13 protein-coding genes are annotated in these 14,877 nt (G+C 60.6%); 3 read left to right on the forward strand and 10 right to left on the reverse strand.

Translation table 11 applies throughout. The features are described from left to right. The first annotated feature begins 40 nt into the window (after window positions 1–40). On the forward strand, window positions 41–997 hold the full coding sequence (locus KBW81_RS15840) for a glycosyltransferase family protein (RefSeq protein WP_254247840.1): 957 nt from the start codon (window positions 41–43) through the stop codon (window positions 995–997). A 66-nt stretch (window positions 998–1,063) separates the two neighbouring features. Here the strand turns inward: KBW81_RS15840 and trxA are convergent, their stop codons facing one another. The 9 genes from trxA to regB form a co-directional block, all read right to left on the reverse strand. Next, window positions 1,064–1,384: a thioredoxin gene (trxA, locus tag KBW81_RS15845; RefSeq protein WP_090188569.1), complete on the reverse strand. Its 321-nt coding sequence runs from the start codon at window positions 1,382–1,384 to the stop codon at window positions 1,064–1,066. Between the two features lie 39 nt (window positions 1,385–1,423). After that, window positions 1,424–4,807 (reverse strand): double-strand break repair helicase AddA, encoded by a 3,384-nt coding sequence (addA, locus tag KBW81_RS15850; RefSeq protein ID WP_254247841.1) that lies wholly within the window; start codon window positions 4,805–4,807, stop codon window positions 1,424–1,426. Continuing rightward, complete coding sequence (addB, locus tag KBW81_RS15855; RefSeq protein WP_254247842.1) at window positions 4,804–7,737, reverse strand: double-strand break repair protein AddB; 2,934 nt, start codon at window positions 7,735–7,737, stop codon at window positions 4,804–4,806. The genes addA and addB overlap by 4 nt, the downstream gene beginning before the upstream one ends. Then, a complete protein-coding gene (locus tag KBW81_RS15860; protein ID WP_254247843.1) occupies window positions 7,730–8,413 on the reverse strand; it encodes a nucleotidyltransferase family protein in 684 nt (227 codons plus the stop codon). The genes addB and KBW81_RS15860 overlap by 8 nt, the downstream gene beginning before the upstream one ends. Next, window positions 8,410–9,360 (reverse strand): aminoglycoside phosphotransferase family protein, encoded by a 951-nt coding sequence (locus KBW81_RS15865; RefSeq protein WP_254247844.1) that lies wholly within the window; start codon window positions 9,358–9,360, stop codon window positions 8,410–8,412. The genes KBW81_RS15860 and KBW81_RS15865 overlap by 4 nt, the downstream gene beginning before the upstream one ends. Next, a complete protein-coding gene (gene tsaE, locus KBW81_RS15870; RefSeq protein WP_254247845.1) occupies window positions 9,353–9,820 on the reverse strand; it encodes a tRNA (adenosine(37)-N6)-threonylcarbamoyltransferase complex ATPase subunit type 1 TsaE in 468 nt (155 codons plus the stop codon). Before tsaE ends, KBW81_RS15865 begins: the two co-directional genes overlap by 8 nt. A 57-nt stretch (window positions 9,821–9,877) precedes the next feature. Then, window positions 9,878–10,381, reverse strand: a complete 504-nt coding sequence (locus tag KBW81_RS15875) for a hypothetical protein (RefSeq protein ID WP_254247846.1) — start codon at window positions 10,379–10,381, stop codon at window positions 9,878–9,880. 39 nt (window positions 10,382–10,420) lie between these two features. Continuing rightward, window positions 10,421–11,467 (reverse strand): PAS domain-containing protein, encoded by a 1,047-nt coding sequence (locus KBW81_RS15880; RefSeq protein ID WP_254247847.1) that lies wholly within the window; start codon window positions 11,465–11,467, stop codon window positions 10,421–10,423. Between the two features lie 69 nt (window positions 11,468–11,536). Beyond that, on the reverse strand, window positions 11,537–12,934 hold the full coding sequence (regB, locus tag KBW81_RS15885) for a sensor histidine kinase RegB (protein ID WP_090188548.1): 1,398 nt from the start codon (window positions 12,932–12,934) through the stop codon (window positions 11,537–11,539). A gap of 96 nt (window positions 12,935–13,030) precedes the next feature. On the opposite strand from regB, the gene KBW81_RS15890 reads away from it, so the two are divergent. Together KBW81_RS15890 and KBW81_RS15895 are read left to right on the forward strand one after the other, a co-directional pair. Beyond that, the gene (locus KBW81_RS15890; RefSeq protein WP_090188822.1) at window positions 13,031–13,636 is read left to right on the forward strand and encodes an SCO family protein; all 606 of its coding nucleotides are present in this window, start codon (window positions 13,031–13,033) and stop codon (window positions 13,634–13,636) included. Window positions 13,637–13,685: 49 nt separating this feature from the next. Beyond that, window positions 13,686–14,237 (forward strand): ActR/PrrA/RegA family redox response regulator transcription factor, encoded by a 552-nt coding sequence (locus KBW81_RS15895; protein WP_090188545.1) that lies wholly within the window; start codon window positions 13,686–13,688, stop codon window positions 14,235–14,237. A 1-nt stretch (window position 14,238) separates the two neighbouring features. On the opposite strand, the gene KBW81_RS15900 is transcribed toward KBW81_RS15895, so the two are convergent. Further along, window positions 14,239–14,829 (reverse strand): HD family hydrolase, encoded by a 591-nt coding sequence (locus tag KBW81_RS15900; protein ID WP_254247848.1) that lies wholly within the window; start codon window positions 14,827–14,829, stop codon window positions 14,239–14,241. Between the last annotated feature and the right edge of the window lie 48 nt (window positions 14,830–14,877).

The following is a 14,877-nucleotide window of genomic DNA, read 5'->3' on the forward strand; positions in this document are numbered from 1 at the left end:
GCTATATGGACACCGGACCTGTCCGGGGCAAGGTCAGCCCTTGATTGCGCCTATGCTGCACCGTAGCGTCCGCGCTATGGATCAGCCTTTTGACGTGACATTTTATCTGGACCCCGGCCTGCTCAAGAGCGCACGCGCGGGCGAGCATAATTTTATCGGCCTGATTGCCAAGACGCTGACAGACGCAGGCATGCGCGTGTTCTATCAGCCCAATTCGGACGCCGCCCGCCGCGCGTCAAAGGACTTGCCGGGCTACGCGTTGTTTCACATGGACGACCCGACACACCCGCGTGCCCTTACCCTGCGGCGGTCTTATTATTATCCATTTTGGCAAATCGAATCCTCTGCCCGGCGGTGGGAATGGAATGTCGCTCTGACACCGTTCAAGCCGCAAGATATCGACATGGCCGAGGCGAAACGCTTTTTCGAATTCTGGCGCAAACGCCTGTATCCTCTGGCCAACGCCGCGCCTGTTGCGGATGATCCGGTCTATGTCCCGCTACAGGGCGTGATCCGCCAGCACCGCACATTTCAAAGCTGCAGCCCGCTGACCATGATTGCAAACACAGCAGACCGCTTTGCGAATAACGATATTGTCGTCACCCTGCACCCGAACGAAGTGTATAGCGACGCAGACCATGGCGCATTGCAAGATTTGGCGGCACGATATCCAAATGTTGCCATCAGCGATCAGGATATGGTGACATGCCTGAACGCTTGCCAGTTGGTCGTCACGCAAAACTCCAGCGTTGCGCTTGCGGGCTTCTTCTTTCGCAAGCCGGCGGTGTTGTTCGCGCAGATCGATTTCCACCACATTGCGGGCAATGTGCCTCGCGACGGCGAAGATCGTGCCTTTGCCACTTGGCGCGATGACGCCGAGTATGAGGCCTATATCTGGTGGTTCCTACAGCACATGTCGATCAATGCAGGACGCCCGCCGGAAGAGGTGACAGAAAAGATCGCCAGCGTTCTGTGGAACCATGGCTGGCCGGTCTAAGATATAGACCGCAACAAAAAAGGGCGCCCCAGTGGGACGCCCCTTATTATCTTGAAATCGTGTCGCTTAGATTGCGCCTTCGATCCAGCCTTTGATCGACGCTTTGGGTGCAGCGCCGGCCTTGTTGGATACGACTTCGCCGTTTTTGAACACGAACAGCGCCGGAATACCGCGCACGCCCATCTGGGCGGGGGAATTCGGGTTTTCGTCAACGTTCACTTTGACGACTTTAATCTTGCCGGCCATTTCTTCGCTGATCTCTTCCAATGCTGGGCCGATCTGCTTGCACGGGCCGCACCATTCGGCCCAAAAGTCGACGACGACAGGAATGTCGGACTGGCGCACTTCGGCGTCAAAGGTGGCATCGGTGACGGCAATGGTAGCCATGGGGCTTCTCCAATTGGATGAATGTGTCAGGGGCAGAACCTAAGAACGCGGCTGGGGAAGGTCAAGTCTGGACCGGGCCAATGCCGCAGTTGTCAGGGCAGGGGGCAGGTCCATCAAAACCGCATCGCGGGTCCATAAAATGGCCGTTTCAATCGCGCGGTCTGGGTAAATCTGTACCAGCGCTGCGGCGTAGGCCCCCATCTGACGCAGCAGCCCCTCTGGCACTTGATCGGGACCCGCAGGGGTGTTGCGGTTCGTTTTAAAGTCGATGGCCGTGACCCGATCAGGCGTGACAATCAGCCGGTCAATACTGCCATGCATGCGCCCAAGACCGGGCAAATCGGCCGTAATATCAACCTCTGCCAAGGTATCAGGGGCGTAAAGCGCAGACAGATGCGGTGCGTCTATCAGGGCCAAGGCAGCATCGATGACATCGTCAGTTTCAACGGTATCCGCCTCTGGATAGGCCGCAATTAGACGGTTGGCGATGCTGCGGCGGTCATCAGCGGGCAGGGCGGGCAGGTGTTCAAGCAGCAAGTGCAGCAGACTGCCGCGCAGCAGGGCATCAGCGTCGCCATCGTTGAATTCGCCAGCCAGTGTTTTGTCACCGCCAAGGTCCGAGGGCGACAGCGTCATTGGCCGCGCGGCGTCGGGCAGGGGCTCTAATACTTCTGCCACGCGCCGGCCGACCGCCCGATTGTCGCGGGGCAGCAGGGGGCCAGCAAACCAGTCGCCATGTTCTACCCGCTGCACCGTCAGATCACCCGCCAAGGCATCCACGGCCCCAGCATGCCCAATGCCGTCCATCACGATATCGTGCCAAGCTGTTCCAGATTTCGCCGTCTCACCCGCCGCGCCGACGATCAGCCAGCTTTCCGCGCGGGTCATCGCGACGTAAAGGAGGCGCAACCGCTCGCGGGCCTGTGCCTCTGCCATGTCGTCCACGCGGCCCGCCATCGCGGCTGGCATATGCGCTTTGGCTGATTTCCATAGAGGCACATCGCCGGGCAAAACCTGCGATTTGACGTCATTCTTGCGCTCTGCCGTGTCTGGTAAGATCACGATCGGCGCCTCTAATCCCTTAGAGCCGTGCACCGTCATCACCCGGATCTGATCGCCTTGAGAGTCGATCTGCCGTTTCACCGTCAGATCGTCCGTATCCATCCAAGTCAGAAAACCCGTCAGACTGGGCGTATTGTCAGATTCGTAGGCCAACGCCTGTGCCAGAAGCGCATCAATTCCGTCCTCAGCCTCGGTCCCAAGCCGCGCTAGTAAGGCTTGCCGTTTACCGTGCCGCACCAAAATACGGGCAATCAGATCGTAGGGGCGCAAGAAATCAGCTTGACCCAAAAGGTCGCGCACGACGGCTTTTGTGCCATCAAATCCTGCCGCATCGCGCAGGGCGGGCCACAGATAGCCCCCCTGCGGACGGTGATGCGCTAGCGTGAAAATGTCCTGCTCGGTCCACCCGAACAGGGGCGAGCGTAAAGCGGACGCCAGCGAAAGGTCATCTTCTGGCAGAGCCAAAAACCGCAGCAGTGCAGCAATATCTTTGACCGCAAGTTCCCCGCCCACGCGCAGCACGTCGGCACCAGCGATGGGCAGGTCAGCCTGCTTGCAGGCGCGGATCAACTCGGGGAACAGCAGTTGTTGCCTTCCCTGCACAAGGATCAAAAAATCGCCCGCCCGGATCGGCCGGCGCGCAACGCTGCCGTCCTTCTGCTTCACGGGCAACGTTTCATGATGGATCATGCGCTTGATTTGCGCCGCGACCCGGTCGGCCATCTGTACGTGGTGATGATCCTCGCTGACCTCGTCCACGGGGGCGAGCCAGTCATCATCGGGGTCGATCTCTGCCTTTTCGGGGCTGATGACCGGCCACAGATCGACCCGTCCCGGCATGTCCGCGTTGAACGCGATGTGCTGCGACACATCCCCAAGCCCGGCGGCCCGGTCGCGCACAAACGTCTCGTCCACAACCCGCAGGATCGCGGCAGAGGATCGGAACGAATGCGCCAGCGTGCGGGTCTGTAGCGGGTCATCGATCTGCGCCAGCGCGGTGTCGAAATAGTCGCGCATCCGGTCGAATTCAGCCGGATCGGCACCCTGAAACGAATAGATCGACTGCTTCTTGTCACCCACAACGAACACAGTGCGCCGCGTATCTCGCGCACCCTCGCCGCTGACAAATTCGCGCGTCAGATGCTGCACAACGGCCCATTGCCCGGGCGATGTATCTTGCGCCTCGTCCACCAGCAGATGGTCGATGCCGCCGTCCAGCCGGAACAGAACCCAAGCGGCTACGGCCTTGTCTGTCAAAAGGTCGCGTGCCTTGCCGATCAGGTCGTCGAAATCCAGCACGCCCATCGCTGTTTTGCGCGCGGTATAATCCTGCACGAACACATGGGCGAAATCATGCAGCGCTGCGCTGCGGTCAAAGGCCATCAGCGCTTGGCGATCCTCGCGCAGGGCGGCGACTGTTTCCATCAAACCGGCAAGCGCATCCGTCAGGTCAGGATGCGCCGTCCGCACGCCCTTTGTTGGAAAGCTTTCGGTCTTGGGGCCAAAGGGGTTCTTGGTCTTTTCGCCAAACAAAAATACGTCTTCTAGGATCATCAAATCCGCCACACCGGGGGCGGCTGTATTCACACCCTCCAGCTTGTCAGCGGCTTTGTTGTCCATTGAACCGCCCGTGCGGCAGGCGGTGATCAGGTCGCGCACAATCTCGGCCGTATCTGCGTCAAAAACCTGCGCCAGCAGGCTATCCATCGTCTGCCCCGGCGCAATCCCAAGCGATGCGCGCAGGGCATCCCGGTCGCAAGGCGCGGTAAAATCCGGTGTGCGGCCAGCCAGTTCGCGGACTAGCTTATCTAGCTCTCCGCCACCGAAATACCGCAGGACGTTTGCCAGGAATTGCGCTTGCGACCCCGAGGCGATCTCGTCCAGCACAGCGCTGCGCATTAGGGCGGCGGTGCGATCCTCGATCTCTTTGAAATTGGGGCTGACCCCGGCCTCTAGCGGAAAGCGGCGCAGGATGCTGGCGCAGAACGAATGGATCGTCTGGATTTTCAAACCGCCCGGTGTTTCAATTGCACGCGCAAACAATCGCCGCGCGGCCGACAGCTTGTCCGGCGCAATCACCCCGTCCACGCCAAGGTTCGCCAGATCGCTGCGCAGCGCCTTGTCGTCCAGCATCGCCCAACCGCCAAGGCGTTTGAACAACCGGTTCTGCATCTCAGCAGCGGCGGCCTTTGTATAGGTCAGGCATAGGATGTTCTGAGGCGAGACGTCCTCTAGCAACAACCGCGCCACACGGTCCGTCAGCACACGCGTCTTGCCTGATCCGGCGTTGGCCGATAGCCAAGTCGACAGTGTCGGATCAGCGGCAGAGACTTGGTTTTGCGTCGCGTCGTCGCGGATCATGTCAGTACCACTTTCACAGCCGCATCCGCATCCGTCCATTCGCCATAGCGCGACAGATGGTCATAATAACTGTCATAACTTGTCATCGCCGGTGCCCGCCGCGCGACGTACCCCCAGTCCGCTTGCCGGGTCATCGTCAAAAACGTCACAAGCTCTGCCCAGACCTTGGTGGGTGGATGATCGTCTAGCGGCGCAGGCACCGTTTTCATCGCTGCGTTAAAGCCAAGGAACGCTGCCGCCGCCACGTTGCGCGTGCCGACTGTGGCAAATGCACCGCGTTCGACCATCGCGGCCTCTAGCAAAAGCTGTTTATCAAACCGCGCCTGCTGCTTTTCGGTTGGGATCGCGCCGGTTTTGTAGTCGTAAATCAGCGCCGTACCGCTGGCGGTTTCGTCCATGCGGTCAGCCTTGCAGGTCAGGCGCATGTCGGGGCCGGGAACGGTGATCTCTCCCCATGCCTCTAGCGCAAGCAGTTGCCCGGCCTGCTGGCGCTGCGCTTCGTCCGTCAGAAAACCGGGGGCGATGGATTGCAACTGCGTCATCCATTGCAGGCGCACGGTCGGCCAGGGGCACTGCGCAGCCAGCACGTCGCGGGCAACGCCCATGAACTGATCGTATGCGCCGGGCGCGCTGGCATCCGGGCGTTGGGCGATGAATTTTTCCAAAATCTCGTGAAAGATCGTGCCTTTCATCGGGGCATCCGCATCCGCAAGCAGCGGATCAAGCGCCCGCAAACGCAGTACCTTTTGCGCATAAATCACGAAAGGATCGCGGTAGAGCGTTTTGATCTGCGTGACAGAGATATCCTTGGGCCGTGCGGCAACAGGCGGGCAGGGCGCAGGCCGCGTTGCGCGGGCGATATCCTGCACTGGGGCAGAAACTGCAACGGCTCGCGCGATCCATTCGTTGCCCCGCGCGCGCATGTGTTCCAGCGCCTCTGGTCCGTGTTGATCGGGCAGGCCCGACATCAGGTTCGTTAGGCGGTTCACCCAGCGCGACGGCACCGTTTCCGCGTCGCTGCTGCGCCGTGACCGCGTGATCACAACCTGCGGCGCGCAGGCCGCTTGCTGGTAATCATGCGCGGACAGGCCGATCTGTCGTTCTGGCAACAGCAGGCCAGCCTTTTGCCGCATGGCGCGGTTCAGCCAAGGGTCAGGCTTTGGCGTACCCGGCCAAACCCCATCATTAAGCCCGCCAAGGATCACCAAATCAGCGCCGCCCACACGCGCCTCTAGCGTGCCCCAGATCAGGATGCGTGGGTCAGTCGCCTCCGGCTCTCGGACCTGTCCTTGGGACAGCAGCGTGCGGAATAGCGCGGTATAGTCGCGCAGGTCCAAATCGCCGCCCGCATCCGCGTCGCGGGCCAGCGCATCGCAAATCCCCTTGGCCGCCTTGCCGGGCGCTTGCAGGAACAATTCGCCGCTGCCAGTGCCGTGCGGGCCAGAAGCGAGCGCAACAGTCGCAGCCAAATGTGCAGTCAGATGATCGGCAATCGGCAGGGTGCCATCATGGCCCAACAGAGTGACGACCTGCCCGACCCATGCGGCCCATTCAATCAGCCCATCGCGCGCATTTTTCACTCCTGCCGCCCAGTCGGACACAGTTTGTGCCGTGATAAAGGGCGGGCCATGACGGCGCAGGCGCAGCTCTAACTCTCTGGTCCAGAGCAGATGCTGATTGCGGTCCGGGCTGGCCGTATGCGTCAGCGGGTGTTTGAGCAGAACCAGCAGCGCCTCTGCCGTGATGTCCTGCCCCATAGCGTCGCTCACATGGGTCAGCAGCCGCCCCGGTGCCGACAGCGCAAGCGGCAGGCCCGCACTGTCGTCAGCCCGGATTTGCCAACGATCCAGCGCCGCCGCGACTTGCCGTGTCAGCATCCGGTCCGGGGTGATCAGCGCGGCGGTCAATCCCTCGGCTGCGGCTTGGCGCAGACGCAGGGCAATCGTTTCGGCCTCGATCCTTGGGCTGTCGGTTTCGATTAACGTGACCTGCGTCGTGGCGTCCCGCAAATCGCCTAAATGTGCGCCCTCTGCCCGCCATTGGTCCGTGACTGGGGCAGGGCGCAAAGACAGGGAAATCAGTTTGTTCCGCGCGGGCGAAGGGGGTGCCACCGATGCCCACTCTTTCACGTCATCCACGGATAGCGCCAAAGTCTGCATCATCTTGGCAAAGCGGAATTGAGGATGATCCTCGTGGTGCAGCGCATCGTCCAGCCCATCCCAAACCGGCTGCGGCATGTCGCGGTCAAAGCCGGGCAGGACGATGGCACCTTGCGGCAGCCGCGACACCGCTTGCATCAAAAGCGCGGTCGCCCCGCGCGATCCGGTTGAACCCGCGACGATGATCGGGTCTGTCGGCGGCTGCGCCTCCCACCGGGCGATCATCGCATTGACCACTAGCCGCTGGCGGGCCGCGGCGTCGGGGGCATCAAATCCATCGATAAAGTAGTCGCGCAGGATGTTCAGAAAGGCGAGCGAGCGCTGCCAATGCCCAGACTGATCGCTGACGTCGAGATCAGCAAGCGAGGCGGGATCAACGCCTTCGCCATGCATTTCATCCATCAAGGACGCAAGGCTATCGGACAGATCGAACAGGGCCGACCGCGGCGCAAGCTCTGGCGCGGCGTCCAGCAGGCGGCTGACAGCGCGCGAAAGCTCTAGCCGCCGCCGAAGGGGAGAGACGGGAACGGGCAGGCCCGCCAATGTCCCCTCGAACGCTAGATCGGTCACAAGCTGCACGCGGGGTAATAACCGTGCGGGGCCCGCGTCAAATACGGACCTGATGCGCCGCTGCATCCGCGAAGTGTTCACGAAAAGCCGCACGCGGCTTAAGTCGCCAAAGCGTTCCGTCAGCCCGTCTACAAGGCCCGTCGCAAAATCGACACCCGGTTGCAGGCCGAAAACGCGGGGCTGGTCGGTGGGGTCAAACATCGGGGGCCTGTAGCATCTGTTCAGCAAGGGGAATGCAATCGGGGCGGCCAACATCGCACCAGCGGCCGTCATAGCTAATGCCGTAAAGCCCGCCGCGCTGGGCCATCTCGTTCCAAATCAGGTTCAGGGAAAAAGCATCCTGAGGCAAATCGCCCAGCCGATCAGTGCGCATGATCTGCGCCCCGGTGTAGATTTGCGCTGGGGCGCGGGTCAGGCGACCATCGGGGGCGATTGCGAAATCACCCTTGCCCACATGCCCGGCAACTTGCGCGGGGGGCACCAAAAGCAAAAGCGCCTCTATCTGCGGCTGCCAGGCAGCGGCGAGCTGCGTCAGCGGGTTCGGCCCATGCCAGACAGCGTCAGTATTCAGTGTCATCACCGGGCCAGCACCTAGCATCGGCAAAGCGTGCCGCAGACCGCCGCCGGTTTCCAGTAGGGGATCCTCTGCCGAAATCGCAACGTCGCGGCCCGCAAGGTGGGCGCGCACCATGTCTGCCTTGTAATGCACATTCACCACACGGCGGCCGACTTGCGGTACGTCCGTTAGGTCCAACGCGTGATCCAAAAGCGCCCTGCCTGCGACGCAGATGAGCGGTTTGGGCCTGTCTGTCGTCAGCGGTGCCATGCGCGTGCCCATGCCGGCTGCGAACAACATGACAGAGTATGATGCGGTCATGGGCGATCCTGTGGCGGTGGAAGGTTGGCGACGACAACTCTGCGCAAATTCTGCAGCGCCGGGTGGTCCAGATCGCACATCAAGGCGTCCCACACCGCAGGCAAAAACGCGGCATAGCGCGGTTTGCCATTGGCAACGAGCCGCGCAAAAACGCCTAAGATACGCAGGTTTCGCTGCGCCCCAAGGGTGGCAACCTGTGCGCCAAATGCGGCGGGATCGGTATTTGTCGCTGCGGCAAATCGGGCAAGCTGCCGTGTCACCTGCGCGGCGGACACGGGCCTGCGGATATCGCGTAGCAAGGACGCCAGATCATAGCCGCGCGGCGCGACGAATGCGTCTTGAAAATCCAGCAGCCCAATGCGGTCCAGCCCCGTCCGCTCTGGTCGCCAGATCAGGTTTTCGGCGTGATAATCGCGCAGCGCCATCCGGTCTGCATCAGGCGCAAAGGCACGCAACGTATCGCGAACGGCGGCGACCAGCGGCGCGGGATCGCAAGCGTGGTAGGTCTGCGCCGTGATCGCAACCATATCGGCGCCAACGTCGGGAGTCATCCGCGCCAAATCTGGCGGAGCTATCATGCCGTCCAGCGCGATCAGCACATCGACGGCGGCGTCATAAAGCTGATCCTCGGCGACGGCATTGGCCGCTTCTGCAATGGTTTGCGGGCCAAGGTCGTCGATCAGCAGTAAACCGCGCGGCATATCGCTTAGCAAAATGCGGGGGGCAGCCAGGCCGTTTGCGCAAAGCCATTCTGCAATCGCGACAAAGGGCGCGACGGCCTCGCCCTTGGCTGGATCGGCGTCCATCAGAATGACGCTCGCTCCGCCGGGGCCAGTCAGGCGCAGGTATCGGCGGTTCGACGCGTCCCCGGCCAACGGCCTTGCGGACCAATCTTGCCACGGCGTTCCTGCGATGAATGCAGTGGTGCGTGCGTTCTCGTCAGACATGCAGATCACCCAGCAAATCCTGCCAGCGCGCGCTACCGCTCAACGTTAAAACGTGGTGGTCGGTTTGAGCCGAAAAGTGGCACAGCAAGGGATCAGTCGGTAGGTCGGGGCCAAGCCTGTCGGGCCATTCGATCAGGCAAATGGCACCGATGAAGGCGTCGTCCAGCCCGAGTTCCAACACTTCTTGCGGATCGGTCAGCCGATATAAATCGCAGTGCCAGATTTCCAGATCACCCGCGTCATAGGTTTGCACCAGCGTAAATGTCGGCGATGGCACATCCTCTTTCGGTGACTTCAGCCGGGCGCGGATCAGCGCGCGGGCGAAGGTGGTTTTACCAGCGCCGATGTCACCTTCCAGCAAAAGGGTGTCGCCAGGCCCCAGCGCCATAGCGATATGACCTGCCATAGCGGCGGTCGCGTCGGCGTCAGCCAGCAGGATACGTTTGAAAGGAGGAGCCATGCCCCCAGACTAAATGACAGAGGGGCCGCTGCAAGCCAATTCCGTCAGAATACGCTGTCAGCCATAGGCTTGACGCGGCGGTTGCGGGCTGCTTTCCAACCGGGCCATGGCAGGGGTAAAGCGCACTAACGTCATCCCCCCGGTAATTGCCTGCACGGCGCAATCCAGACGGCGCCCGTTCGTCATGATCAGCCCGTCAGATACGATATGGCTGTCTCGGCGCATCTGGCCAAAGTTCTCGACATCCTGCCACAGGCTAGAGGGACCGCAGCGCGCCTTCCAAATCCGCAAGGCGCTGCGCAGATCGTGTACCAGCATCTGCGGTTCATCATCGCGCTGCCAGATTTCATCATAGGCGGCGTTCGTCATCACCAGCGTATTGCTGGGCGAAAACACAGCGATCGCGTCGGGTAGGGCATTCATCACCGACTGGCCTGTCTCAATCTCGGCGCGGAAGTGGCGGGTCAGGGACACTTCGGCCGTGATGTCTTCAAACAGAAACGCCAAGGCACCATCAGGATGCGGACGCCCGGTGACGCGGTATGTCTGGCCATCAGGCATTTCCCACAGTTCGGAATAGGTGCCTTTCTTGGCGGCGGCCTATAGGGCCGAAAATTGTTCTTTCCACGTGTTATAGTTCTTTGGTTCGGGCAGTTTGCGTGTTTCACGCAAGCGGTGCAGCACCATGTCGATAGTGGGCCGCGTCGACATAAATCCAAAGGCAAGCCCGGTCATATCCAGCAGGGCCGGGTTAAACATGGCCAGCTGCCGTTTGCGGTTAAAGATCGCAAGGCCCGTTGAAAGCTGGGCAAAGGTCTTGGCCAGTGTCTGCTGAAATTCCTGCTGGGCGCGTTCCGCCCGCACTGCGGCATTGGCGTCGATGGCGAAATAGATGACAGAGCCGTCTTGCGGCACAGCGGTAATATCGAACCAATGTTCTGCACGCTCGCCCGGTAATTGCAGCGCATGACGCCCGCCAAAGGTACGCGGGTCATTGGGCAATGGCGGCGGAATATCAGCAAAAAGCCGCTCTCCTGGCCAGACGCGCCCACTGCGGTCGTCGTCTGGCATCTGGCGGTCAGCATAAGACAGATAGGCGGCGTTGGCCCAGATCAGATGCCCTTGGGCATCTTCGGTCCAGATCAGCTGCGGGGTGTCGCGGGTGATCAGGCGCAACATATTCAGCTCGTCCAGCAGCGACTCGCGCTCTAAATCCTCGTAGTGGCGGGTCGCGGCCTCGACCCCGGGTGCGTTTAGGCTGATGCGCAGCAGCCCCTGCCGGTCTGACAGGGTCAGCCCCAACCCGGCATCGCCAGTGCCTGCCAGCGCGACACTGCAATCCGTACCCAGCGACAGGATTTTTTCGCGCAGATTCGGAAATTGCCGCGATAAAACGGCAATGACGGCGTCGCGGTCGGACTGTCCTGCTTGGCTGTTTGCAATCAGCGCGGCACCGCTGGGCGAGGCATCAACCAACGTATCCTGATCAAACAAAAAGGCTGGCGTCTGCAGGTCTGGCAGCGTTTTGACGGACTGCCGCGGAGCGGGAAAGGAATAGGATCTAATGGCCTGAACCGCTGCAAATAAACCGATCAAGGCAAAGCTGCCTGCAGCGAAAAAGTGTATCAACTCATTGGTTAAAAGCATTCCATATCTCCCGGTCACAACAACTTGAAATTGAATGAACCGGGTTAACGCAGGCTTAAGAAATCTAAATCAATCCAAAATTAGTTGGTTTTTCCCTAACGCCGGATAGTTGCCGTGATCCGTGCGCGTCAACGCTTTCATGGGCCACGTCACCGTGACAATCGCACCTGTGCCCAGATCGCTTTTCTGCCCCGCCGGAATGCGCCGTTGTCCGTTTGCAAACAGCAACTGGGCACCGGATCGTTCTAGTAACGTCTTGGCAATAAACAATCCTAGCCCCATGCCGTCATAGCCTGGCCGCCGCAAGCCGTCCAAGGCTACACGCCTGCGCCGCACAAAAGGATCACCGATACGGCCGATCACCGATTGCGGAAAGCCGTGACCATCGTCGGCAATACGAACAAAGATTTGGTTGTCAGACCAACGCACATCAATCGCAATCTGCGTCTGAGAGAAGTCGACCGCGTTCTGGATCAGGTTACGCAACCCATGAATGATCTCTGGTCGCCGCAAAATGACGGGCTGGGGCAGGGTGCAGCCATCCTCTGGGGTGACATCAAAACTGACGTTGCGGCCACGTTGCAGATGCGGCTCGGCTGCCTCTTTTACAACAGTTTCCAGCGGGGCGGATCGCAGGTGTAGGTCGTCTTTTCCAGCGCGGCCCATGGAATGCAGAATATCGCGGCAACGATCAGCCTGTGATCGGATCAGCTCTGCATCCTCGCGCATTTCAGGATGGTCAGCGAGGTCGTCTATCAGTTCGTTGCTGACCAGCTTGATCGTCGCCAGCGGCGTGCCAAGCTCGTGCGCGGCGGCGGCGACAACACCGCCAAGGTCGGTCAGCTTCTGCTCTCTGGCCAAGGCGAGCTGCGTCGCCAGCAAGGCGTCACCCATCGTATTCATCTCTGTCGTGACCTGCCGGGCGTAGATACCCAGAAAGATGACGCCAATCACCAGCGACGCCCAAAAGCCGAAGTGCAGCAGCGGTGGTAGTAGCAAAAGCGTGCCGTCAGCGACCTGAAGCGGCACAAAGGTTAGGGCAATCGCGGTAATCATGCCGATGGCAAGTAGTCCCAACAGCACAAAGCTTAGCAAGTGCAGCACGGTCGCAGCAATAATCACGGGCGCGAGGATCAGCAGGGCAAACGGATTGTGCAGCCCGCCCGTCAGATACAGCAGGACCCCAAGCTGGATGATATCAAACGCCATCATTGCGCTGGCTTCGCGTTCCGACAAACGCTTGTTCTCGGGGTAGACGAAGCTGGTGATCAGATTGGCGATCATCGCCGCCCCGATGGTCATGGCGGATGGCCCGGCCTCTATCTTGAGGCCGAAATAGCGGGTGGCAATGACGATGGCGACGATCTGCCCGCCGATGGCGCACCAGCGCAGAATGAGCAGTGTCCGCAGGCGCACCCAGTTGCTGCGCTCACGGTCCTGCAGAATGTCCGTGTCATCGCTGGTCATCGTGAAATCCTAGATCAAGGGGATGTGCTTGCGCGCCCCATTGTTACGGGGGCTGGGATGCGCGATCAATGCGACGCTTTGGATAAGGACACCCCGATGAAACGACTGACTGCGATTTTAGCTGGTAGCGCAACACTTGCTTTGCTGGGGGCGACCTTTCTGGTGACGATGGGGCGCAATAGCGCCGAGTCGTGTTTCACGTCGACTGCCGCCGGGGCGGACATTGGCGGCCCGTTCACGCTGGTGAATGGGGCAGGGGAAACCGTGACCGACGCCGATGTCATCACCGAACCTGCGCTGATCTATTTCGGCTACAGCTTTTGCCCCGATGTCTGCCCCATCGACAATGCGCGCAACGCGCAGGCTGTTGATCTGCTGGCAGAGGCGGGTCACAGTGTCACACCCGTGTTCATCACCATCGATCCGGCCCGCGATACGCCGCAGGTGATGGGCGATTATGTGCAGAACTTCTCGGACAAAATGATTGGCCTGACGGGGAGCGATGCGCAGGTCAAAGCTGCCGCTGATGCCTACCGCGTCTTTTATTCAAAGGGCGATGACGATCCCGACTACTATTTGATGAACCATTCCGTCTTTACGTATCTGATGATGCCTGACACCGGCTTTGCCAGTTTTTTCCGGCGCGAAGAAAGCCCAGAGCAAGTGGCCGACCAAGTCGCCTGCGCGATTGGTGCCAGTTGACCACGGGGCCGAAAAGCCTAATTCAGAACAAACATTCAAGGAACGCGGCATGAACCAAGAGCCTCTCGATCTGGGACCGGACAAGACGCTTTTGCTGGTCGATGATGACGAAGCCTTCGTCAAACGTCTGGCAAAGGCGATGGAAAAGCGCGGCTTTATCGTCGAAACCGCCGAGTCCGTCGCAGCAGGTAAAGCCATCGCTACCGCCCGTCCGCCCGCCTATGCCGTGGTTGATCTGCGGCTAGAGGACGGCAATGGCCTTGATGTGGTAGAGCTTTTGCGCGAACGCCGACCGGATGCGCGCATCGTTGTGCTGACCGGATACGGTGCTATCGCCACCGCCGTAGCCGCCGTGAAAATCGGTGCGACGGATTATTTGGCGAAGCCCGCTGACGCGACCGACGTGACCAACGCTTTGCTGGCCCGCAAGGACGAACTGCCGCCGCCGCCCGACAACCCGATGAGCGCGGACCGCGTCCGGTGGGAGCATATCCAGCGCGTATACGAGCTGTGCGATCGCAACGTCAGTGAAACCGCGCGGCGCCTCAGTATGCACCGCCGGACGCTGCAGCGCATTTTGGCGAAACGCAGCCCGCGCTGATTTACATCTGCGCCAGCAGCGCCGCGACGCGGGCGGTATAATCCTGCCGCACCGCAACGGGCGGGCGCAGCGCAATACTTAGCGTTTCCACCAAAGCAACAGGCTGTTTGCCAAACAGCTTGTCTGCCTCTGTGCGCGAAAATCCTGCGATCTGGATGGCTTCCAGCCAAGCTGACACATTGTCCGCGGTCTTAATATGCTTTTTCACCCGCACGGGTAGCACCGCAGGCAGGCCAAAGCGTAGATGGATCGCCGCTGTCAGCCGCGCGTCGAGCTCTCCATATCCCGGCCCCACAGCGGCCTTGACTGGGGAAATCATGTCACCAATCACATACTCTGGCGCGTCGTGCAGCAAGGCCGCCAGCCGCCACTTGGCTGGCGCAGCGGGCTGCTGGACGCTGAAAATCTGCTCGACCAGCAGCGAATGCTCGGCCACCGAATAGGCATAATCGCCTAGCGTTTGCCCATTCCAGCGGGCGACAAAGGCCAGCCCGTGAGCGATGTCCTCGACCTCTATATCCATCGGGGTTGGGTCAAGCAGATCCAGCCTGCGACCCGATAGCATGCGTTGCCACGCGCGGGGTTGTTTCATGGTTGTCCTCGTGTCGCGTTGCCCAGATTTGGCCGGTGTGTTATCGCC

Origin of the sequence: Loktanella salsilacus (assembly GCF_024206795.1) — a bacterium.
Lineage (GTDB): Bacteria > Pseudomonadota > Alphaproteobacteria > Rhodobacterales > Rhodobacteraceae > Loktanella > Loktanella salsilacus.

Coding starts and splice junctions, on each gene's coding strand:
- addA (WP_254247841.1), bottom strand. CDS start 4,807: ATGATCCGCGACGACGCGACGCAAAACCAAGTCTCTGCCGCTGATCCG.
- KBW81_RS15880 (WP_254247847.1), bottom strand. CDS start 11,467: ATGCTTTTAACCAATGAGTTGATACACTTTTTCGCTGCAGGCAGCTTT.
- KBW81_RS15900 (WP_254247848.1), bottom strand. CDS start 14,829: ATGAAACAACCCCGCGCGTGGCAACGCATGCTATCGGGTCGCAGGCTG.
- KBW81_RS15875 (WP_254247846.1), bottom strand. CDS start 10,381: ATGCCTGATGGCCAGACATACCGCGTCACCGGGCGTCCGCATCCTGAT.
- KBW81_RS15890 (WP_090188822.1), top strand. CDS start 13,031: ATGAAACGACTGACTGCGATTTTAGCTGGTAGCGCAACACTTGCTTTG.
- tsaE (WP_254247845.1), bottom strand. CDS start 9,820: ATGGCTCCTCCTTTCAAACGTATCCTGCTGGCTGACGCCGACGCGACC.
- trxA (WP_090188569.1), bottom strand. CDS start 1,384: ATGGCTACCATTGCCGTCACCGATGCCACCTTTGACGCCGAAGTGCGC.
- KBW81_RS15860 (WP_254247843.1), bottom strand. CDS start 8,413: ATGACCGCATCATACTCTGTCATGTTGTTCGCAGCCGGCATGGGCACG.
- regB (WP_090188548.1), bottom strand. CDS start 12,934: ATGACCAGCGATGACACGGACATTCTGCAGGACCGTGAGCGCAGCAAC.
- KBW81_RS15865 (WP_254247844.1), bottom strand. CDS start 9,360: ATGTCTGACGAGAACGCACGCACCACTGCATTCATCGCAGGAACGCCG.
- addB (WP_254247842.1), bottom strand. CDS start 7,737: ATGTTTGACCCCACCGACCAGCCCCGCGTTTTCGGCCTGCAACCGGGT.
- KBW81_RS15895 (WP_090188545.1), top strand. CDS start 13,686: ATGAACCAAGAGCCTCTCGATCTGGGACCGGACAAGACGCTTTTGCTG.